This is a genomic window from Lysinibacillus sp. NPDC096382 (assembly GCF_044762845.1).
In the GTDB taxonomy this organism is placed as follows: Bacteria; Bacillota; Bacilli; order Bacillales_A; family Planococcaceae; genus Lysinibacillus.
The window spans coordinates 302,537-325,245 of sequence record NZ_JBIWFC010000001.1 but is presented as its reverse complement, the minus strand read 5'-3'; the positions used below and the strand labels follow the sequence as shown (position 1 = coordinate 325,245).

Sequence of the window (22,709 nt, the reverse complement as noted above, 5' to 3'; positions counted from 1 at the left end):
TTTTCAGCTAGTTTCTTTTGGCATGGACATGTTAATAAAGTCCACCATTTTATTCATAGTGTTAAAATTAGTAATTTGCATTGCGTTAATTTCTAGCCTGTATTCATCTTTTAAAATAGAAATGATCCTTAGAACATCCATAGAATCTAATTTGTATGGTGAATCTGGCCCGAATAAAACGGTATCACTATCAATATCCTCTTTAAGGTTTACTTCATATACTTCAGCAAACAATTCTATAATCTTCTCTTTAATTAATTCATCCATTTTACTTTCCTCCTAAAAATATTTGTTAACCAATAAGTATACTAAAGGGCGAATCCGGTACAAATAATGAACAATCTTCCTCAACTAAATAATCATCAATTTCAACTAAATAATCATCAATTTCAATTGAATTATCACTAGTCTCATTTTTAATTTTTAGTAGGTGGTTCACATTGTAGCCTCCCTTGTATTCGATTTTCTAAATCCCAATGCCCCCCAGATAAAGCCGGCCCCTATACCTCCAATAACAATTGATTCATCCCTAGATAGAGTATTGTTTGCTAATGCTTGATGTAATACCGTTAATACCGTTGCCGCACCTGTATTGCCGTACTTATCAATATTAATTGTAGTCTTATACTCAGGTTGATTAAGTTCTTTTAAAACCTCTTTTATAATATTTAAATTAGCTTGATGAATAATATAATGATCTATATCATCTGGACTTAAATCCATATCATTAATAACAGAACGAATTGAATTTGGTAAGTACTTAGTAGCCATTTCCCATACTGTTCTTCCATCCATCTTAATATAGTGCTCGTTATTATCTACAGTCCTGAAACTTGTAGGCTTTCTCGATCCCCCTGCTGGAATCTCTACTTTATATGAGAGTTCTGAATCTAAATTCCAAGACATTAAATTATAGCCATCTTCTTTGTAATTCAAAATAATTGCTCCTGCAGCATCCCCAAAAAACACACGTGTTGTTCTATCAAGTGGGTTTGTGTACTTAGATAATGACTCTGCACCTATAACGAGTACATTATTAATAGAAGTGTTTTGAAGTAAATGGGTTCCTAAAAACAAGCCATAAATCCCACCCGCACAAGCAGCTTGATTTAAATCTAAAGTAATAGCATTTTTAATACCCAGGGCATCTTTAACAATTACAGAGGTTGAAGGTAATATTTGATCTGGAGTAAATGAGGCAATAATAATTGCATCAATTTCCTCTGGTGAAATACTAGCATTTTCGATTGCCTCCTTGGCTGCAGCAATACATAGATCCGATGTTGCCTCAGATTCATCCACAAACCTTCTCGTTTTAATCCCTGTTCTAGTTACAATCCACTCATCTGAGGTATCTAAACTTTCACTCAAATCATTATTAGACACCTCATTTTTAGGAACGTACATTCCAGAAGATAGAATCCCAATTGGTCGGATTAAAGTGTTCACTTGTTTGCTTTGCTTAATTGTAGTCTCAATCATCATAAACCTCCCATTATAATTTAAAATTCAAAGGATCAATGTTTATAACTTTAAAATCCTTCTTTAAAATGGCTCCAAAGAAGCTACTAGGACCAATCACATAGATATCTTTAATCTTGTCATCTAACATTTTTTTGTGAACAAGTGTAAATTTAACGGGTGTGTCTACACTTTTAAGCATTTCCTCTTTCAAGCCTTCTCCACATGTGATACTGCTTGCATCTAAATCTGAAACGAATGGTTTCGATAATTCTGAAAATTCATACCCTGAGTAAACCTCTTTGTCTAACAAATTTCTCAACTCTTTGAGATTACTTGTATGACTTAGCTCTGTAGTGTATATAGATGTACTTTTCCCTTGAATCTTAATTATTCGTTTAAGTTCATTAATGGTCTCTACAGTAGATCCTATACCTATAAGCTCATCTGATATATAAACAGATATTTCAATCCATTTTCCTTCAGACCTAAATTTTTGTATGAGGTTTTCTAAATCTTCAAGTGAATACTTGTATATAAAATGGGTACAATATTCCTTGTCCATATTTCTCAAATATTCATCTTCCACAATTGCAGTGTCTCTCACTATTTTAAGAGCTTCTTGAAAGTTTAGACTACCTAGATAAACACCTGCTGCAATTATCCCAAAACTCGAACCAATCACATATTCAGGATGCAAATCTTTATTGCTCTTTTGTAATTCATAAAGCAAAGTAAGCGTGTTAACGAAAAAAGCACATCGCTCAGTAACGATTGACTTGTCCCCACTTAAGAAACTTTTAAGTAATGGATAATTAAGACATTCTTCTGCTTTCATATATAACGACTGAGAAATTTCGGAATTTCCTATCAATTCTTCAAAATCACTAAACCTCGATTTAGCCATACCTGGAAATAAAAAGACTGATTTACTCATTATAGTCCTCCATTTTTAACTTCTAGCGAATTGAAAATCATTTATATCTAAATAACTTTCAATATCAAAGGAAATATCTGTATATTCCATCGATTTAACCAAAAATTTCCCTGGCCCAATGATGTCTAATTGTTTAATCTCTTCTTTCTTTAGCAAATGTAGAATATCTGTCCATCTGACAGGTAGAACATATTGCTCAGTTAATGATTCTTTAATTTGTTCACCTTTTAATAAGGGTTGCGCGGTATTGTTACAAATATTCGGAATAATCGGATCTTTAAAATCATTGATATCCATAAACTTTTGTTTAAAGATATCTCGCACTCTATTCATCATAGAAGAATGTGCAGGCGGGCTATAAGGAATATGCACACCCAATCCTCCACTCTTTAATACTTTCCATCCCATTTTTTCTAAGCCAGTCAATTCTCCAGTAATTATCATTTGATTATCCGCTGTATACATACAAGGTGCAACATAATAACCTTGATCATTCATTTCTTCAACTATTTTTAATAATTCTTCTTGCCTAATGTTATAGAACATATAATTGCCATACTTATCATCTGAATAAACAGATTTCTCACTATTAACCATAGCTACAATCATCTTTAAAGCTGTCTCAAAGCTATAAGCTCCACTAATGTAACCAGAAGTAATACTACCTAGACTCGGACCGGAAATAAATGAGTATTCATTCAAATCAATATTGAGTTTTTGTAATAATCCACAAGTGATTGAGACAATTCCACATCTGCCGATATAGCTTTCATTTATTAATTTTTCGTCTTCAGAAAAAAATGACTTATATAAATTAATTCCTAATATTGCACTTGCTTTTTCAAAATATTGTTGTACTTCTTCAAACTGTTCATAATATTCTTTCAGATGACCAGTACGTATGGTCATTTGCGGAGGTAATATTAGTGCTTTTTTTACCATTTAAGATATTCACCATCCCTTATTAAATTGACAAGCCACCATCAACAACTAGTGTATGTCCAGTTATGTAACTGGCATCATCTGAACAAATAAAACATACCGCTTTTGCAATTTCTTCTGGTTGGCCAAATCTATTTAAATCAATTTGTTTTTTGTATTCCAATAAGTCTTTTTCTTCTATTTGATTAAACATCCTAGTACCTGCTATATATCCCGGTGCAACAACATTTATTCTTACATTGTAACTTGCAAATTCTTTACTTAAGGATCTCGTAAGTCCTATGATGCCAGCCTTACTAGCTGAATAACTGCTTAATTTGGGTAGACCTTTAATTCCAGCTACAGAGGAAATATTAGTAATGCTCCCCTTTCTCTCCAGAAGCATATGTAAAGAAACTGCTTTAATACAATTAATAGTACCCATAATATTTGTTGATAGAATATCAGCCCAATTATCTAGACTGTTAATCGCTAATGCTCTTTCTGCGCTTACAGCAGCATTGTTGACTAAAATATCAATTGTTCCATAATCTTTTATTATTTGACTAAAAACCTCTTCAACACTTTTATAATCTCTAACATCCAACTGTAGAGCTTTTGAATCAGCTTGATATTTACTATTAATTTCTTCCACAGTCTTATTTGCTTCAATATGATTGTTAAGATAAGTTATTATAACTTTGGAACCTAATTCAGCTAACCTAATGGCGATTGCTCTACCAATGCCTTGGGATCCCCCAGTAACTACAGCAATTTTACCCTTCAATTTATATTTCACACTCCTAAATTCGAAAAGAGACTTCTTTGATTTTCGTAATATTTCCTAAACTTTTCTTTTGTCTCCTCTAATTTCTTTGGATCAAAAATATTGTAGTAGAATTCAGGGTTCTCTTCGTAATATTCATAATACTCATCGCGAAGAACTGAACAAATAACAGCATCATGATATTTACCGTCTAAGAAATAGTAGTCCCTCAATATGCCTTCAATTTGAGTTGAATGCTTCATTAACATACTAATTGTTCTTGTATTATATAAACCTGTTATAAATTGCAGTCTGTGGGCGTTTTTAAAATGAAATAAATAATCCATTATTAATTTAGTTGCCTCGACACCATAACCTTCATCCCAGATAGATGGGTCTCCTATCGTGCCGCCAATTTGATAATTCCCTTGTGTTTTTACCTCGTGCCAAGAAACAAAGCCTATTTTTCTACCGGCATTAGTTTTTACTCCCACATATCTAGTTTTATCTTGCTTCATTTGTTCCTTCATTTCATTTAGCGATACAAAATCTAGTGAACCGCTCATTAAAGTACTAGTTAGGTCTGATTGTCTCCATTTATAAATTAGCTCTACATCATCTTCTTCAAATGGCACTAAAGAAACCATTAATCCTTTCAATGAAAGCGTCCCCCTTTTTTACTTCACTAACTCATTTATTAATGAGTCATATGATTCCCCTTCAATAAGAAAAAGTGCTTTTACAGCTAAACCTACTCTCGAGTTAACCTCAAATTTCTGAATACAAGAAGTAATATGATATTCTACTGTTCTTCGACTCATATAGAGAGTATTTGCAATCTCTTGATTTGTCTTATCTCTTATTAATTCTTTAACTACAGAAATTTCAGTTTTGGTTAATGGCATTTTGTTCGCATTCCTTCTGAAATAGCCTCTATTTTCATTATAATCAGAAAATTCTTTAGAATAATAAAACCCCCCGCTAGAGACTGTTTGTATAGCTAATAGTAAGTCTTCCTTTTGTCTATTTAAGATTATGCTGTTAGAAAATTCCCACATTAAATGGATCCTTTCGATATTAACTACAGTATCATCAAAGATAATCACATTTGGCTTATCTTTACCATTGGCTATATGCTGTTGTTTTAAGAACCCTCTTAACATTTTTAATGCAGACAAATTAGTATTACTCATTATAATTAAATCAAGTTTTATTTTGTCTAGATTATTGAGTTCATATATCTGGTCATCATCATACAAACTATATTGAACATCGATTTTTAAATTACAGGATTTAAGATACAAATGCGTTTGGTTAACCAGTGACAAGTTTCTATCAATTATCGCTATTTTTAATGGCCTTATCATATTTCCTCCAGTAATTGTTAGTCTAATTCTTCTGTAAATCTAAACAAAGTGGTAGGTTAATTTTTAATAAGGATTTTATCATTTGAATAAACTGATGCAAGAGTGGCTTTTTGTACATAGAGTCTATTTTCTGCGGTATTATACATCAATGATCTTGGTCCATCAATAATTTCCGCAACAGCTTCATCTCCTCTAATAATAGGTAGTGGATTAATAAAATAAGCGTCTTGATTCGTTCTATTAAACCGCTCGTTGTTTACCAACCACTTATCTCTAATTTCATTTTTATATCTTTGTTCTTCATAACCAGGTAGATTCAAACTTCCCCATGCTTTTGCATAAACCACATCAACATCTTCTATTGCCTCATCTAAATCATGAGAAAACTCTAGATTCGCCCCTGATTCTTTTGCAGCTTGTTTAGCAAATGATAAATATTGTTCATCTAACTCAAACCCTTTTGGATGAGCGATTCTTAAATCCATCCCGAGTAGTGATGCAGCTGTTAACATACTATGAGTACACCCGGGAGATTTTTTCCTTTCAGCATATCCCCAAGTAAATAAAACTTTTTTCTTTTTATAATTTTGACCATACTTTTCTTTTAAGGTAAGAATATCTGCCATTATTTGACACGGATGATCTTTGTCGTCTAGTGCATTTATTACTGGAATATTAGAATGACTTGCTATTTCTTCTAATGTGTTACGTCCATATCCATAATCATTCATGTTATACCAACGGACTACTAATCCATCTAAGTATTTCCCCATGACTGTAGCCGTATCTTTCATACTTTCTTTATTTGCTAATTGAAGCTCATGAGCACTATAGGTGAAGGCCTCCCCTCCTAAATGCTTAATTGCTGTTTGGAAGGAGATTCTTGTACGAGTAGAGGGTACATTAAATAATAAACCGATATTCTTATTTTTTAATGGTTGATCGTTAATTTTTCCACTTTTATAATCTGATGCTAATTCTATTAATCTTTCTAACTCACTACCACTCAATTTCGAAAAATCAAAAAAGTTCTTCAATTTCCAACACTCCTTTTCTCCTAGAAACTCTAATTTTTTATTTTTTTGTATTATTCTGTAATGAAAGTATAATATACCAATCTGTTTTTTGTATACGTAATTACCGCAAGTTTGGAATTTTTACAAAATTTATATATTCAGTAAATAGTTGCGTTATTTACCGTGGAATTCAACTCCCCAGTAAATTAATATATCTATATTTAAAGGAGGTATTTAATATGGATATTACCCAGAAAAAAAATAGTTCAATTATTTTTGAAAACGAAGTTTATTCACATGCGCGCTTTACAAACGATGTCTTTAACTACTCAAATGTTCTCTTAGCTCATGGAGTTGTTAAGGGAGACAGAGTGATCCTCTGTTGTGATAATAATTATGCATTTTTGGTATCTCTTTTTTCACTTATGCATATTAATTGTTCAATTGTTCTCCTCGATACAAATACTAACTACTCTGATTTACAAATGATAAATATGAGAACAAAAGCAAATTGGATACTCACAGAGGATGAATCTTCTGCATTTAATGGACCTAAATACATTAGCTTATCTGCTTCATTTGATAATATAGGAACGAACCAAGCCCCTCCCGGAAATAAGATAGATTTACATGAATGGTATCGTAGATCCGATGCCATCATACTATTTTCTTCTGGCTCAACTGGAACTCCAAAAGGAATTGTCAAATCTGGTGCTTCCTTATTCAATAATATGGATTCAACTGCATTGGGAATGGGTTATAAAGCAAACGAAGTTATTCTACCTGTGGTTCCATTTTTTAATATATGGGGATTAAATATGATTATTCAGTGGTGGGTCGTCGGGTGCACAATTGTTATATGTGATTACCAAAATATAAGAACATTACCTTCTATTATTAATAGGCATAAAATTTCAGTTGTAGAGGCTACCATTGCAACAACTTATTTAACTGTACAAATTGCAGAAAGAAATAAAGAAAAAGTTAATTTCATAAAAGATAATATACGTATGTGGTTTACTAGTGGTGCTCCAGTCCCCCTAGTATTAAAAAATAGGTTTGAGAAAGTTTTTAACATACCATTGCTTGATTATTATGGTTCTTCAGAGGCTGGAAATTTAACATCTACAAATTTAAATAGCCACAATGGAACAGGAAAAGTTTTACCTGGACTTTCAGTTAAAGTAGTCGATGAAAACTTTAATGAAACAAAATCTAATGAACTAGGACACATCTATGCAAATGGCAATGGATTAATGGAAGGATATCTCGATAACGATGGAAATGTTAAATTAGACTTAAAAAACGGTTGGCTCGATATGAAGGATTTCGGATATTTCGATGTAGATGGAAATCTAGTTGTAATAGGTAGACATGACAATGCGATACATAGAATGGGGGCAACTTTTTATCCCTGTCATATGGAAAGAATCGTAGAGGAACTAGGAGTATTGAGTAAAGTAATAAGTTTCACAGAAGATAGAAAAGGTTCCTATTTAATATTGTTTATTCAATATTCTTCTGAGGACTCCGGTGAGTTACGAAAAAAAATAGTTGATGCTTTGCCTACCTATATGTATCCAGATAAACTAATTTGCACAAAAGAATTTCCTTTTCTACCAAATGGAAAAATAGATAATAAAAAATTAGAGAAATACGCATTGGAAAATTTAACAATTTCAATTTAATGAGTAATAATGACGGCGACTCTGTCTTAAAAAGATAACTATCCACTTTCATCAGGATTAAATATGTCCCTTATATGGTTGCATGGTCATTTTGAAGTGCTCTCGTCAAGTAGACCTTAGAAATAATACAAAAACTTTATGCGGCTTGATTCCTAAATCCCAAAGGGCTCAAGCTTTCCTCTAGGGCACTGAAAAAACAAATAATTATATTGTTTTGAGTAGTTTAATTAAAAAAAGACAGCTTCTTATTCATATTGAACAAGAAGTTGCCTTTTTTATTCTCCATTACTATTTTCTTCTTTTAAAAGTACTTTGGGTAATCAAAGCAATGCTTCTCATCTTTATCCTTCCGTTTTAGAAGGTGATATAGCTTTTTGTCTTAGTAAATAGAAATGGTCATATCAGATTACTAACTGAAAAGTTCTGTCAGTCTATAGCTATCCGTCTCTGGATCATATATACTTTTGCATCCGCATAAGTGACGCTTTTCTTAAAGCTTTTAGAAAAGTGATAATTGATTTGCATCAGGCATTCCTTCTAAACAACCCAATTGATCCATGTATTCAATTAATGTCTTGGATACTCGACCTCGTTGTTGTAAATCTTCCTTCGATAAAAATTCTCCGTCCTCACGTGCTGCCACAATTTGTTTAGCAACGTTTGTACCAAGTCCAGGAATCGCATCGAATGGTGGAATTAAAGAGTTCCCATCAATGATAAATTCACTAGCCTGCGAACGATATAAGTCTACCTTCTGGAAGCTCATGCCACGCTCACACATTTCAAGTGCTAGTTCCATCACAGTTAATAGGTTTTTTTCTTTTGTTGAAGCATCTAAGCCCTTTATATTGATTTCATCAATTTTTGCACGAATCATTTGCGAGCCTTGTACCATGGCAATTAAATCAAAATCATCTGCACGTACTGTAAAATACGCTGCATAATAAAGAATCGGGAAATGTACTTTAAACCATGCAATACGAACAGCCATTAACACATAAGCTGCTGCATGGGCTTTCGGGAACATATATTTTATCTTTTTACATGAATCGATATACCAACCTGGTACTTTATTCGCTAGCATTTCTGCCTCAAACTCTTCAGATAAACCTTTCCCTTTACGTACGGACTCCATAATTTTAAATGCCAGTGAAGGTTCTAGCCCTTGGTAAATTAAATACACCATAATATCATCACGACAGCCAATTACTTCTTTCAGCACACATGTACCGTTTTGAATTAACTCTTGCGCGTTACCAAGCCATACGTCTGTTCCGTGTGAAAGTCCTGAAATTTGCACGAGCTCCGAGAATGTTGATGGCTTTGTATCTTCAAGCATTTGGCGTACAAAACGAGTACCGAACTCAGGAATGCCTAGTGTTCCTGTCTTACAGCCAATTTGTTTTTCTGTTACGCCTAAAGATTCTGGAGAACTAAAGATTTTCATAACGACTGGATCATCTGTTGGAATGGTTTTTGGATCTATCCCTGATAGATCCTGCAACATCCGAATCACAGTCGGATCATCGTGCCCAAGTATATCAAGCTTTAAAATATTATCGTGAATGGAGTGGAAATCAAAGTGCGTTGTACGCCATTCTGCATCCTGTGCATCCGCAGGGAATTGCACTGGGGAGAAATCAAAAATATCCATATAATCTGGTACTACAATAATTCCTCCTGGGTGCTGTCCTGTTGTACGTTTTACGCCAGTACAGCCTTGCACTAACCGGTCTACCTCGGCACCGCGGAAATGTAAGTTGTTATCATTAGCATAGCCCTTTACGTAGCCATATGCTGTTTTCTCCGCTACTGTGCCGATTGTTCCGGCACGAAATACATAATCCTCACCGAATAATACCTTCGTATAGTTATGAGCTTGTGGTTGATATTCCCCAGAGAAATATGACGATAGGTAAGCATTTGATATGATCTCCAGCTTTTCCCCCGTCCCACACCGTACATGACCCTTTCGGCGTCATACGGCGTTCCATCGTTAACTTTGTTGAAATTTATAAACTAAGCTTTGGATTTCCTACTTTTGTTTCAACGTTAACGACTTGTGCCCTTCCCTCTGAAATGTTTTTCCCTCCGACTTATTGGTTATTCAGTCATCAACAGCATTTCTTCGTCGGTACTACGGCACTACTGCCACTCCTTTAAAGTATGTTATAGCGATTTGCCTTTCCATACACCGTCATCATTGAAGTGCAACCTTCTCTTACGTTAGGAGCTTCACACGTTCCACTATTTCTATCTGTACATAATTCCCGTAGGTTCCCTCTAAATTCCGCTAGGCAAAGATTGTGCCTGTAACACAATATGGATTTTCATAACCTAACGCTTACTCATCCACACCTAGAAGTCCTAACTGGACCCCGCAGCATTTCTACTACGTGACATTTACGAAAAGTCAGTCGAGGGTTCGTCTCGATGATTCTACCGGTTCTAACCATAGGAATTTTATAGACGCCAGACCTATCATTCACAAGAGATTTCTATCCCTCTTTCCACAGCCAAACTGTTTGGGTGAACTTCAGCCTACTTTAACGAGCTTCAAACGTTTTTGGTGTTTGCAATACCGTCCACGCTTGTCGTAGCTTTAGCGAGTGTGTTTCAAGACGTTACTCTCTCATTCCACACTTTGAAATAGCAGTTCTACCAATTTAGGTGGTTAACCTTTTCAGTTAACAACGTGTCGCACTCAAGTCGATATCAGGTACCTTATCCCCTTTAAAGCCAAGGAACGTTTCGAATGGGATATCTTGCCCATCTTTTTTATACGGTGTTCCACATTCTGTACAATCTTTATTTGGTAAGTCAAAGCCTGAGCTTACTGAACCATCATTAAAAAACTCGGAATGCTTACAATTTGGACAAATATAATGAGGTGGAAGTGGATTTACTTCAGTAATCTCCATAAAGGTCGCTACTAATGAAGATCCAACAGATCCACGAGAACCTACTAAATAGCCATCCGCTAATGATTTTTTCACAAGCTTCGCTGAAATTAAATAAATTACGCCGAAACCATGGCCTAAAATTGACTTTAATTCCTTTTCAATTCGGGCCTTCACGATTTCTGGTAGTTCTTCTCCATATATAAGATGTGCCATTTCATAGGTTAAATTTGTGACCTCATCATCTGAACCTTCAATTTTTGGTGTATATAAATCATCTTTAATCGGCTTAACATCACCAATCATATTTGCGACTTTTTGAGAATTGGTGACAACGACTTCCTTCGCAAGATCCGGTCCTAAAAAATCAAATTCTTCAAGCATTTCATTAGTCGTTCTAAAATGAACTTCAGGTAGCTTTGATCTATTTAAGATGTTGGCACCACCTTGAGAGCCAATTAGTATTTGTCTAAACATCCCATCTGTCGGATCTAAGTAATGGACATTACCGGTAGCTACAACGGGTTTATCAATTTTCTTCCCTAGCTTTACAAGCTTACGAATAATATCTTCAAGTGTCCATTCATCATGTATGACATTGCGCTCAATTAACGGTGCATACACGGCCTTTGGTTGAACTTCAATATAATCATAAAATCTTGCAACTTGCTCGGCTTCCTCTGGGGATTTATTCATCATCGTCTCGAATAATTCGCCATTACTACAACCTGATCCGACTAATAAACCTTCTCTATATTGCTCAAGAACCGCTCGTGTGACGCGAGGTACACGATAGAAAGTTTTTGTATGGGCGTGAGTGACTAATTTAAATAAATTTTTTAGTCCCGCATTATCTACTGCTAATATCGTGCAATGCATTGGTCGTCCCTTTTTATAAGCATCTCCACCGCCAACATGCTTGTTAAAGTCGTCGTGATATTTGATACCTAATTCATCCGCATCTTTTAACAGCTGTAAAAGTAAGAAGCCGGTTGCTTCTGTATCATAAATAGCTCGGTGATGCTGGGTTAAATCGATATTGAATTTTTTACAAAGCGTATTTAAACGATGATTTTTCATCGTTGGATACAGCATTCTCGCAAGCTCCAACGTATCAATAACTGGATGAATCGTTCCCTCAAGCCCATATTTTTTATAGCCTGTGTATAAAAAGCCCATATCGAACGATGCGTTGTGGGCTACTACTATGCCATCTCCGATAAATTCATGGAACTCCTTAATGACTTGCTCTACTTCTGGCGCGTTACGTACCATATCATCTGTAATACCTGTCAGCTCAATGGTCGTTGCTGAAAGTGGATGATGTGGATTGGCAAAGCTTTCGTATTTGTCTATAACATTTCCATCTTGAATTTTAACTGCAGCAAGCTCAATGATCGTATCGTAAGCAGTAGATAGACCTGTCGTCTCGACGTCAAACACGACATAAGTTGTATCATCTAATAATCGGTGCTCAGCTGCATAAGCAATCGGTACACCGTCATCTACTAAATTAGCCTCCAAGCCATAAATAACTTTTATACCATGCTTTTTCCCTGCTGAATAAGCCTCTGGGAAGGATTGCACAACAGCATGGTCAGTAATAGCCACGGCTGGATGACCCCACTTTGCCGCCTGCGCAACGAGTCTATCAACCGGTGTCACTGCGTCCATTGTGCTCATCGGTGTATGCAAATGTAATTCAACTCGTTTTTCTCCCTCTGGCGCCTTATCCCGTCGTGTTTCTTTTTTGATTTCATTGATATCATTTGCCATAACGATTAAATCACGAATGAATGTGTCAGTTTGTACAGAGCCTCGGACTTTTACCCACATGCCTTTTTTCAAATGCTTCATAAGTTCTGCATCATCATTATCACGTGAGAACATTTTTACTACGATAGAATCCGTATAGTCGGTAATTTTAATTTGTAATAAAGAGCGACCACTTTTCAGCTCCCTAATTTCCGTATCAAAAACAAAACCTTCTATGATAACACGGCGTTCTTCCTCAACAATGCGTTTAATTTCCATCGTTTCATCATCTTTAATTAACATACCAAGCTGGAATGGACGGTCACCAAGGTTCGCAAGAGCTGGATTTTCTTTCTTCTCTTGCTCACGTTTTTGGTAATCTTGTACCGCTTGTTGGGCTAAAGCTGCTTCCTCTAAACGCCTCTGTTCCATGAAAGCTTCCTGTGCCGCGATCATTTCTTCCGTTTGATCTTGAAGCACAAAATCTATCACAATGTGTGGAAAGCCAAATTGACTATAGCTTTCGGAAAGCTTTTCTGCATACTTTGTTTTCAACATCATAAATTCCAATTCTTGCATGCAAGATAAAGTGATTTTTTGCCCATTCCACATAGGCATTTGCGATACTAGACAATGTTTTAAAGGTGGCGCCATCTCATCTATTTGCTCTACTACTGTTAACCAATATTGTTGGACAAGTTCTTCCGTAACATTTTTCTCTACCGTATCAAAAGTTGTGTGGATTTGAGCGATAGCTGAAAATTTTTCAGTCAACCGAGTACGAAATAGTTGGTATAGTGGAAAAGGGAGTACATCTCGTAATTTAATGGTAAAATTCCATAGCCTGTTCTTTTTGTGTACAGTTAGGCGTGATAATTCACCTTCTTCAAAAAAGGACATATACACATCATCTGTTAACTCTAGTTGTTGCAAGAGCATTTGAAACTTCGTTCTTGCTTCTTGTTGCTGTTCCAATCTATTGACACCTACTTTCAGAAAGAGGCAGTCTTAAAAGCCCCTTGTTTTATTTCCTCACCAACGTTTACGAACTAAAGAAAAAATTCGCTCCCTTTCCGCGGGCGACTGTCAAGCCTCACAAATCCTAAACATCTATGAATTCATGCTTGGCTCGCTGTCCCCGAGAAGTGGCGCGAATCTTTATCTATTTAATGCCATTTCATCCTTTTTGGGACAAGCATTTCTAAAGGAAAATCAATTATACCTCGGCATAATTGCGTCCGGAATCGGCTTTGTACTTAGGCCTACGTATGCAGGTCAGTTAGCCGTTATCGCATGGATGCGATGAATTTAGGCTAGCAACCTTAGCTCCATTCCAATTCCATGACATCCGCCGGAGGCTTTAGGCCATCACGAAGTTGGTCACTCAGTCGTTGCCACAGGATGTGGCGTTCTTTGACTGAGTTCCTCTATTTCAGCGGATGCTTGGACACCCACTGAAAAGTAGTTCAAACCCGCATTCATCTCACCACCGTTGAAGTGTGAGACTTCAGCTAAAAAGAGTTAATTTTTGCGGAAAAATTCATTTAAGCGATCAATGACCTCTTCTTTTTTCCATTCGAACGTTTCACCTGTTTGACGGAATTTAACCTCAACAACACCTTCTGTTGCTTTTTTACCCACTGTTACTCGGACCGGTAAGCCAATTAAGTCAGCATCTGCGAATTTAACCCCAGCGCGCTCAGCACGATCATCTAATAACACATCATAACGGTATGATTTTAATAAGCCATATAGCTCATCAGCTAAGGCAACCTGTGTTTCATCCTTTGTATTAACAGGGACAACATGGATATCATAAGGCGTTAATTGTGTTGGCCAAACAAAACCATTTTCATCTTGGAAATGCTCTGCAACAGCAGCTAAAATACGTGATACACCAATACCATAGCATCCCATGATAAACGGTTGTGATTTACCTTGTTCGTCTAAGAAAGTACCATTCATTTTTGCAGAGTAAGTTGTTCCTAATTTGAAAATATGACCAACCTCGATACCTTCTGCAAATTTGATCATTCCTTGTCCATCTGGAGATGGATCACCCTCTTGAATAAAACGAATATCTAAGTATTCATTCACTGCAAAATCACGCTCTGGATTAACATTAACTAAATGGAAACCATCTTCATTTGCACCAGCTACACCGTTACATATAGATTTAATAGCATTGTCAGCCACTACTTTTACGTCTACTGGTAATTTAACAGGACCGATTGAACCAACTCCACAGCCTAATAAATCACGGATTGCCGCTTCACTAGCTAGTTCAACAGAACCAGCATTAAGCGCATTTTTCAGCTTAATATCATTTATTTCGTGATCTCCACGAGCAAGTACAACAACTAATTCACCATCAACATCAAATACTAATGATTTAATGACATTTGAAGGCTCAATATTTAAGAAAGCTGATACTTCTTCAATTGTTTTTTGGTCTGGTGTTGCCACTTTTTCAAGCTCTTTTAATGCTTCATCTGATGGTTGATAGTCTACAAGAACTTCTGCCATTTCGATGTTTGCAGCATAATTAGACGTGTCAGAGTATGCAATTGTATCTTCCCCAATTTCAGAAAGCACCATAAATTCATGAGTACCTTTCCCACCAATTGAGCCAGCATCTGCAATAACTGCACGATAGTTTAAACCTAAACGAGAGAAAATATTTGAATAAGCACGATACATATCATCATATGTTTCATCCAAACTTTCACGTGATGCATGGAAAGAGTATGCATCTTTCATAATAAACTCTCTGCCTCGTAATAAACCAAAGCGAGGACGTTTTTCATCACGGAATTTAGTTTGAATTTGATAAAGTGTTAGCGGTAATTTTTTATAGGATTTAATTTCATCGCGTACTAAAGTTGTAATCACTTCTTCATGAGTTGGCCCTAATGCGAAATCACGATCATGACGGTCCTTTAAACGCATTAATTCTGGACCGTATTTTTCCCAGCGGCCTGATTCCTGCCAAAGTTCCGCAGATTGTAATGAAGGCATTAAAAGCTCAATAGAATTGATCGCTTCCATCTCTTCACGAATAATATTTTCTATTTTTGTTAACACACGTTTTGCAAGCGGTAAATACGAGTATACCCCACTTGTATTTTGACGAATAAACCCTGCACGTAGTAATTGCTTATGTGATTTTACCTCTGCATCAGCAGGTACTTCACGTAGCGTTGGGATAAATGTTTTACTTTGCTTCATTCAGTGTTCCACCTTTTTAATAGATAAGTTTTATACTCTAATTAGCATAAACAAATTTAGCTTTGAACGCAATGTTTCAAAAAAATTGCGCTCAAAGCTATGTTTTTTCAATCAATTTTCACCTTGGCATACTTGCCTTGGCATCTTCTAACTATGTTTCACTTGAAAAACTTAACTTAACTTCATTTATTTAGCTCAATTATGCCTCTGCATAATTGCGTCCGGAATCGGCTTTGTGCTTAGGCCATGTTAGCCGTTATCGCATGGATGCAATGATTTTAGGTGACATCCGCTAGAGGCTTTAGGCCAACAAATGTTTTTCGCGCGAAAGCGAAGCGTCAGTGGCACCGAGGTTGGTCACTCAGTTGTTGCCATAGGACGTGGCGTTCTTAGACTGAGTTCCTCTATTTCAGCGGATGTTTGGCATCTGCTGAAATAAGTTAAAAGAAAAATCGTTGTATATCATTCCATGTAACTACGACCATTAAGATCATCAATAGTACGATACCGACAAAATGCACAAGACCCTCTTTTTGACGATCAATTGGTTTGCCTCTTACTGCTTCGAAGCCGAAGAACAATAGACGACCACCGTCAAGTGCTGGAAGCGGTAGTAAATTCATAATTCCAAGGTTAATACTTAACATCGCGGCCCAATTCATTAAATTGATGAATCCATATTGAGCGACCTGCTCTGTCGCTTTATAAATGCCTACTGGACCTGATAAAGCATCAATCGTAAATTTACCGGTAATTAACATACCAAGCAATTCAAATATTTTAGCAGTCATATTATACGTTTCTTGAGCGCCATAAACAACAGACTTTAACGGATTAAATTCACGTGGGCTCTCATACTTAACCCCTATTTGACCAAACTTTTCGCCATTTTGTTCAACTTCTTTTACCGTCATATTCAAGTTAACTTGCTGACCATTTCGTTCAACTGTAACAGCAATATCTTCACCTGGATGATCTTGTACAATGGCAGCTAAATCTTGCCATTTCTCAACCGCTTGTCCGTCAATGTTAACTACTCTATCCCCTGCAAGCATTCCTGCTTGTGCAGCTGGATCATTTTCTACTACTTCTGTGATGATTGGCTCATACGTAGGTACACCATGAATTAATCCAATCAGCATATAAATAATAAACGCTAATATAAAGTTAAATAACGGGCCTGCAAAGATTGCCATAGCTCGTTGACCGACTGTCTTAGCGTTAAATTGACGATCGTATGGTGCAATTAACGTTTCTTTTCCGTTTTCTACGAGAATACAATCTCTTGCAACATTATAACGAACTAATTTTTCCTCTTCATCATAGCCTTCTACAAACAAATCCTTTTCTAAATCGGCATGCTCAACTTCTAAAAATAACAAATCTGGTAATTGCTTATTATTTTGATTAAAGATAATTTTCTTTACAACATTATCTTCATCTACAATAAGCCCTACTCGATAGCCCGGCTGTAATTCGGCGCCATCCATGTCCTCACCAGCCATACGCACGTAACCGCCGATCGGCAATAAACGTATCGTATAGATTGTTTCACCATGTGTTTTTCCATAAATTTTTGGTCCCATACCGATAGCAAATTCCCGAACCATAATTCCTGCTCGTTTCGCGAATAAGAAGTGACCAAATTCATGGAAGAATACAAGTATGCCAAATATTAAAATAAATGCAATAGCTGTTTGCATAAAATCCCACCTTTAAAAGCGAATAGTTAACGATATCTTCTCTCTTTATTTTACCATGTCTAACACTGTTTTTCTCGTTTCACTGTCTACATGCAAAATTGTTGGCAAATCTGGCACTAATATGTTGTTATGTGCTTGCATTACACGCTCAATCGTTTCGTCAATTTCAAGGAATGTTATTTTCCCTTGTAAAAATGCCGCAACTGCAGCTTCATTCGCTGCATTCATCGCTGTTAAAATTGTACCGCCTGTGCGCCCAGCCTCATATGCTAGTCGCAATGCTGGATAACGTTCAAAATCCATTTCTTTAAAATGTAGCTGACCAATTTGCGCTAAATTAAGTCGTTGTCCGTTATGTAGCGGCATACGATCTGGGTAACTTAATGCATATTGGATAGGTACACGCATGTCCGGCGTACCTAGCTGTGCAATGACACTAGTATCATGATACTCAACTAGGGAGTGAATAATACTTTCTCTATGCAAAAGTACATCAATTTTATCATAAGGCATATCAAATAACACATGTGCTTCAATGACTTCTAGCCCTTTATTCATCATTGTAGCTGAATCTATCGTAATTTTCGCACCCATTGACCAGTTCGGGTGATTTAGTGCATCTACAACCGTTACATGCTTCAATTCCTCGCGTGTTTTGTCACGGAAGCTACCACCAGAAGCCGTAATAATTAATCGTTCAATATTTTTCGGATTCTCACCATTCATCGATTGGAAAATCGCAGAATGCTCACTATCAACCGGCAAAATTGTTGCGTTATATTTCTTAGCCTCTGCCATCACTAAATGTCCAGCGGTTACAAGTGTTTCTTTATTGGCAATGGCAATTGTTTTGCCCATGCGAATTGCAGCTAATGTCGATTCTAGTCCAACACTTCCAAGAACCGCGTTTACTAGCACTGTCGAATCAGGATGTGTAGCGACCTCTATGAGCCCTTTTGCACCAAACGTAAAGTGTACTTGTGGATATTCTTTAGCGAGCATAATTGCATCTTCTTCTAATTGAACAGATACAAGCTCAGGCTTTAAAGTTTCAATCATTTCACGAGTTTTTTCGATATTTTTTCCTGAAGAAAACGCTACTAAATGAAAGGCATCGCGTTGTTCTTTTAAAATATCATAGGTTTGCCAACCGATTGAACCAGTTGCACCAAGTAAACTAATTTTTTTCACGACGAGTTGTCCCCTTTTTCTATCTCAGCAAAAATGATATAGCACGATTATTACCACTCTGTTTAGAGGTAAATGCTATTGTTATGGCTCATCACCATAACGTAGAGTTGATTTGTGGTTCCGACTAGACTCTTTCCAAGAGGAGTCCAACGAGCCGCTATTGTTCCTAGTTACCAAAAAGATGTAAAAAAATGTAGTAAAGGCACGACAAATAAAAGACTATCAAAGCGATCTAAAATACCGCCATGTCCAGGTAAGATATTGCCTGAATCCTTTACGTCAAAATGACGCTTGATAGCCGATTCCACTAAATCGCCCATTTGACCAATAATTGACGCAAAAATTGTGATGAAAATAAGTGAGACATAGCCGTTCGCAAACGGATAAATTGCCTGCATTCCAACAGCAAAGATTACAGCAATGACAATCCCCCCAATAAAACCTTCCACGGTTTTCTTCGGTGAAATTTCTGGCCATAGCTTATTTTTGCCTAGTTTTCTTCCTACAAAATATGCACCTGAGTCAGTTGTCCAAACTACAAGTAAACAATATACGACAAACTCTAGACCATAGCTTCGTGTTTCGATTAAATAATGGAAGCCTAACCCGACATAAAACGCACCTAATAATATAAATGCAACTTCATCGAATGTAATTTTATTTTTTACAAGGACTACATATATGAGTAATAGCATCATTAGACCATACACAACCATTAAATTGGAGGAATAGCCAATTGCATCTACTACCTTATTTGACCAGTCTGTTGGTATAACAAGAAGTATTAATGTTAGTAACCCTAAAAAACCAGGTACTGAAAAAAGTGAAATACCTTTCATTTTTAGTATTTCATAAAAGCCGACAACAGCCATTGCAAGCACAAGTATTGTAAATGGCACTTTTCCATAAATAACAAATGGAATAAATAGTGCTGCTGCAATTATTGCTGTAATAATTCGTTGTTTCAAGTTGTTTCTTCTCCCTTCAACCCACCGTAACGGCGATTACGTTTCTGGTAGTTTTCCACCGCTGCCAGTAAGTTTTCCTCGCTAAAATCTGGCCACAATGTATCTGTAAACCAAAATTCTGTATAGGCGAGCTGCCATAACATAAAGTTGCTTAATCGCACTTCACCACTTGTACGAATTAATAAATCTGGCTCTGGCAAATGAGCCGTCATTAAATGAGATGTCAAGCATTCTTCTGTTATGTCTTGCATCGTTAATTGACCATCCTGCACCTTCTGAAGCATTATTTTCATGGCGTTAACCATTTCCGAACGACTTCCATAATTCAGAGCAAAATTTAGAATTAATCCTGTATTATGCTTCGTCTCCTCCATCGCTTCATACAACGCTTTTTGCGTATGTGCAGGTAATAAAGATGGATCTCCTATCATCTCAACACGTACATTGCGTTCCATCATTTCAGGTAAAAAGGAACCTAAAAATTCTACAGGTAAACGCATTAGGAAATCGACCTCTGGTTTTGGTCGCTTCCAATTTTCTGTAGAGAATGCGTACACCGTTAAAACTTTAATACCTAAATCTGACGCAAATCTAGTTACCTTTCGTACCGTCTTCATACCTTCATGGTGCCCAGCAACACGTGGCATGGCACGTTTCTTTGCCCAACGTCCATTTCCGTCCATAATAATCGCTACATGGGCAGGAATCGGCTCGTTTTTAGCAAGGGCAACACGTTCCTCCAATGATAGTGAATCTATATTTATTTGTTTACCTAATAGCTTTTTAAACATGCTAACTCCCCCACTACAACTAATCGGACGTATACTAACCTATCATAACAAACAAAAGCGCGTTTTGTCTTTTTTTTCCCTCTAAATTGACTATGTATGAACTACCTTATTTTAGAACTACACACATTTTAAGATATCACCATATGTTGAGTTAATTTTCGTTACAACTGAGTGTAGTCGAAACGAACATCAACTTATCATGACATATTCCAACCTAAGGTGATGAACTCTTTAGTAGAGGGGCTTTTAAGACTTTTATCACGCCCACTCAATTGAAGGGGTAATTGCTTCCCTTATTTTGTTCATAATAATGTATTTCAGTTCACGTAAAGAATAGTTCTTCTTAATCTTAAATGAAAGCAAAAATAGATGAAAGGTATTTCCCTTAAAACAATTAAAGATGCTCTGTCTCGGTAAGTGTTTGTATAACTGCCTGAATAAAGACCCTTTAACAGTAAAGAGAAAAGACGTCCTTTATATATATAGGACGCCTTCATCTCATCAAAAAGTTCCATCATAGATATGCAAAACGAGTTGCTTACACTTCTAGAATTTCTTTTTCTTTTTCTTTCGTCACTTGATCTACTTTAACGATGAATTCATCTGTTAATTTTTGAATATCTTCACCGTAGCCACGTAGATCATCTTCTGTGATTTCGCCAGCTTTTTCAAGTTTTTTTAGATCATCATTCGCATCGCGACGAACATTACGTACAGCGATTTTTGCATCCTCTGCTTCTTTTTTCACTTGCTTCACAAGATCTTTACGACGCTCTTCTGTTAAAGCCGGGATCATTAAACGAATGACAGATCCATCATTTGTTGGTGTAATACCAATATCTGATTTCATAATCGCTTTTTCGATTTCACCTAAGATTGTTTTATCGTAAGGTGTAATAACTAATAAACGCGCTTCTGGTACCGATACACCTCCAAGCTGATTAATCGGTGTTGGTGCACCATAATAATCAACCGTAATGCGGTCTAATAGAGAAGCATTTGCACGACCTGCACGGATTGAAGCTAGTTCACGTGAAAAAGCGGCAATTGTTTTGTTCATTTTGTCTTTAGCTTGTTCTAAAACTTGTTTAGTCATTATGCATTCCTCCTAACAACTGTTCCAATTTTCTCGCCTTGTACGGCACGTTTAATATTACCTGGTTCCGTAATTGAGAAGACAATTAACGGAATATCGTTATCCATACATAAAGTAGAAGCTGTTGAATCCATTACTTGTAAGCCCTGTTGAATAACGTCTAAGTATGTGAGTGTATCATATTTAACGGCAGTTGCATCTACTTTCGGATCTGCAGAATAAACACCATCTACATTATTTTTCGCCATTAAAATCGCATCTGCGTCGATTTCAGCCGCTCGTAACGCAGCTGTAGTATCTGTAGAGAAGAATGGGTTACCTGTACCTGCTGCAAAAATTACTACACGTTTTTTCTCTAGATGACGAACTGCTTTACGGCGAATATATGGCTCCGCTACTTGTGTCATTACGATAGAAGATTGCACACGTGTTTCAATTCCTAATTTCTCCAGTGCATCTTGTAACGCTAAAGAGTTCATAACCGTTGCTAACATACCCATATAATCGGCTGCTGCACGATCCATCCCCATTTCGCTACCGATTTTTCCACGCCATATATTACCGCCACCTACAACAACAGCAACTTCTACATCAAGATCTACTACTTCTTTTACCTGTTCTGCAACAGACTTGATAATTTTTGGTGATAAACCGAAGCCCGCTTCCCCAGCTAACGCTTCACCACTTAATTTTATAACTACTCGTTTATATTGTGGCACACTCATTGTAAACCTCCGTCAGACTTTATTTAAAACATCTCTATTCCCTTTTCCATTATAGTATAAATAACAATAATTGCTAGTTGTGAATAAGGCAGAATAGGAAATTATATGGCTCATCACAATAACGTGTGGTTGATTTCCGTTCCGGCTGGGCGCTTTGTAGCTGCCGCTTCGCTTTCGCTACAGAAAACATTTGCCG

General features: G+C 36.4%; 17 protein-coding genes and 2 pseudogenes. 1 reads left to right on the top strand and 18 read right to left on the bottom strand.

Going from position 1 to position 22,709, the window contains the following annotated elements; all coding sequences use genetic code 11:
• Positions 1–3: 3 nt before the first annotated feature.
• From ACIQZA_RS01545 to ACIQZA_RS01505, 9 genes are read right to left on the bottom strand one after another with little or no spacing between them, the layout of a single operon-like run.
• A complete protein-coding gene (locus ACIQZA_RS01545; protein ID WP_400934335.1) occupies positions 4–267 on the bottom strand; it encodes an acyl carrier protein in 264 nt (87 codons plus the stop codon).
• A 25-nt stretch (positions 268–292) separates the two neighbouring features.
• A complete protein-coding gene (locus ACIQZA_RS01540; protein WP_400934333.1) occupies positions 293–439 on the bottom strand; it encodes a hypothetical protein in 147 nt (48 codons plus the stop codon).
• Positions 436–1,485, bottom strand: coding sequence for a 3-oxoacyl-ACP synthase III family protein (locus ACIQZA_RS01535; protein WP_402880073.1), 1,050 nt, complete (start codon positions 1,483–1,485; stop codon positions 436–438). Before ACIQZA_RS01535 ends, ACIQZA_RS01540 begins: the two co-directional genes overlap by 4 nt.
• 10 nt (positions 1,486–1,495) lie before the next feature.
• Positions 1,496–2,398 (bottom strand): ACP S-malonyltransferase, encoded by a 903-nt coding sequence (locus ACIQZA_RS01530; protein WP_400934329.1) that lies wholly within the window; start codon positions 2,396–2,398, stop codon positions 1,496–1,498.
• 15 nt (positions 2,399–2,413) lie between these two features.
• Entirely contained in the window at positions 2,414–3,340 is a 927-nt protein-coding gene (locus tag ACIQZA_RS01525) for an ACP S-malonyltransferase (RefSeq protein ID WP_400934328.1), read from the bottom strand.
• 22 nt (positions 3,341–3,362) lie between these two features.
• Positions 3,363–4,106, bottom strand: a complete 744-nt coding sequence (locus tag ACIQZA_RS01520; RefSeq protein ID WP_402880075.1) for an SDR family NAD(P)-dependent oxidoreductase — start codon at positions 4,104–4,106, stop codon at positions 3,363–3,365.
• Between the two features lie 8 nt (positions 4,107–4,114).
• Positions 4,115–4,744: a GNAT family N-acetyltransferase gene (locus tag ACIQZA_RS01515; RefSeq protein WP_402880076.1), complete on the bottom strand. Its 630-nt coding sequence runs from the start codon at positions 4,742–4,744 to the stop codon at positions 4,115–4,117.
• Between the two features lie 18 nt (positions 4,745–4,762).
• Positions 4,763–5,452, bottom strand: coding sequence for a LuxR C-terminal-related transcriptional regulator (locus ACIQZA_RS01510; protein WP_400934323.1), 690 nt, complete (start codon positions 5,450–5,452; stop codon positions 4,763–4,765).
• Positions 5,453–5,508: 56 nt separating this feature from the next.
• Positions 5,509–6,489: an ornithine carbamoyltransferase gene (locus tag ACIQZA_RS01505; RefSeq protein WP_400934321.1), complete on the bottom strand. Its 981-nt coding sequence runs from the start codon at positions 6,487–6,489 to the stop codon at positions 5,509–5,511.
• Between the two features lie 218 nt (positions 6,490–6,707).
• Here ACIQZA_RS01505 and ACIQZA_RS01500 point away from each other — a divergent pair, with 218 nt between their 5' ends.
• Positions 6,708–8,156 carry a class I adenylate-forming enzyme family protein gene (locus tag ACIQZA_RS01500; RefSeq protein WP_400934319.1) on the top strand — a complete coding sequence of 483 codons (1,449 nt, stop codon included), beginning with the start codon at positions 6,708–6,710 and terminating at the stop codon, positions 8,154–8,156.
• A gap of 499 nt (positions 8,157–8,655) precedes the next feature.
• Here ACIQZA_RS01500 and ACIQZA_RS01495 read toward each other — a convergent pair.
• From ACIQZA_RS01495 to pyrH, 9 genes and pseudogenes are all read right to left on the bottom strand, one after another.
• Positions 8,656–10,059 (bottom strand): annotated as a pseudogene (locus ACIQZA_RS01495) (PolC-type DNA polymerase III); the annotation flags it as partial.
• Between the two features lie 799 nt (positions 10,060–10,858).
• Positions 10,859–13,786 (bottom strand): annotated as a pseudogene (locus ACIQZA_RS01490) (PolC-type DNA polymerase III); the annotation flags it as partial.
• A 546-nt stretch (positions 13,787–14,332) separates the two neighbouring features.
• On the bottom strand, positions 14,333–16,039 hold the full coding sequence (locus tag ACIQZA_RS01485; protein ID WP_400934316.1) for a proline--tRNA ligase: 1,707 nt from the start codon (positions 16,037–16,039) through the stop codon (positions 14,333–14,335).
• Between the two features lie 440 nt (positions 16,040–16,479).
• Positions 16,480–17,742, bottom strand: a complete 1,263-nt coding sequence (gene rseP / locus ACIQZA_RS01480; RefSeq protein WP_400934315.1) for an RIP metalloprotease RseP — start codon at positions 17,740–17,742, stop codon at positions 16,480–16,482.
• A gap of 45 nt (positions 17,743–17,787) precedes the next feature.
• Entirely contained in the window at positions 17,788–18,933 is a 1,146-nt protein-coding gene (gene dxr, locus ACIQZA_RS01475) for a 1-deoxy-D-xylulose-5-phosphate reductoisomerase (protein WP_400934313.1), read from the bottom strand.
• 170 nt (positions 18,934–19,103) lie between these two features.
• Entirely contained in the window at positions 19,104–19,901 is a 798-nt protein-coding gene (locus ACIQZA_RS01470) for a phosphatidate cytidylyltransferase (RefSeq protein ID WP_402880078.1), read from the bottom strand.
• On the bottom strand, positions 19,898–20,692 hold the full coding sequence (locus ACIQZA_RS01465) for an undecaprenyl pyrophosphate synthase (protein ID WP_142507448.1): 795 nt from the start codon (positions 20,690–20,692) through the stop codon (positions 19,898–19,900). The genes ACIQZA_RS01470 and ACIQZA_RS01465 overlap by 4 nt, the downstream gene beginning before the upstream one ends.
• 538 nt (positions 20,693–21,230) lie before the next feature.
• Complete coding sequence (frr, locus tag ACIQZA_RS01460) at positions 21,231–21,788, bottom strand: ribosome recycling factor (protein ID WP_400934309.1); 558 nt, start codon at positions 21,786–21,788, stop codon at positions 21,231–21,233.
• Positions 21,788–22,513 (bottom strand): UMP kinase, encoded by a 726-nt coding sequence (gene pyrH / locus ACIQZA_RS01455; RefSeq protein WP_142507450.1) that lies wholly within the window; start codon positions 22,511–22,513, stop codon positions 21,788–21,790. Before pyrH ends, frr begins: the two co-directional genes overlap by 1 nt.
• Positions 22,514–22,709 lie beyond the last annotated feature (196 nt).

Bases quoted from the DNA above. Each gene is read 5' to 3' on its own strand.
- ACIQZA_RS01510 (WP_400934323.1), bottom strand. From the start codon at position 5,452: ATGATAAGGCCATTAAAAATAGCGATAATTGATAGAAACTTGTCACTG.
- ACIQZA_RS01530 (WP_400934329.1), bottom strand. From the start codon at position 2,398: ATGAGTAAATCAGTCTTTTTATTTCCAGGTATGGCTAAATCGAGGTTT.
- pyrH (WP_142507450.1), bottom strand. From the start codon at position 22,513: ATGAGTGTGCCACAATATAAACGAGTAGTTATAAAATTAAGTGGTGAA.
- ACIQZA_RS01465 (WP_142507448.1), bottom strand. From the start codon at position 20,692: ATGTTTAAAAAGCTATTAGGTAAACAAATAAATATAGATTCACTATCA.
- rseP (WP_400934315.1), bottom strand. From the start codon at position 17,742: ATGCAAACAGCTATTGCATTTATTTTAATATTTGGCATACTTGTATTC.
- ACIQZA_RS01525 (WP_400934328.1), bottom strand. From the start codon at position 3,340: ATGGTAAAAAAAGCACTAATATTACCTCCGCAAATGACCATACGTACT.
- ACIQZA_RS01545 (WP_400934335.1), bottom strand. From the start codon at position 267: ATGGATGAATTAATTAAAGAGAAGATTATAGAATTGTTTGCTGAAGTA.
- ACIQZA_RS01535 (WP_402880073.1), bottom strand. From the start codon at position 1,485: ATGATGATTGAGACTACAATTAAGCAAAGCAAACAAGTGAACACTTTA.
- ACIQZA_RS01485 (WP_400934316.1), bottom strand. From the start codon at position 16,039: ATGAAGCAAAGTAAAACATTTATCCCAACGCTACGTGAAGTACCTGCT.
- ACIQZA_RS01500 (WP_400934319.1), top strand. From the start codon at position 6,708: ATGGATATTACCCAGAAAAAAAATAGTTCAATTATTTTTGAAAACGAA.
- frr (WP_400934309.1), bottom strand. From the start codon at position 21,788: ATGACTAAACAAGTTTTAGAACAAGCTAAAGACAAAATGAACAAAACA.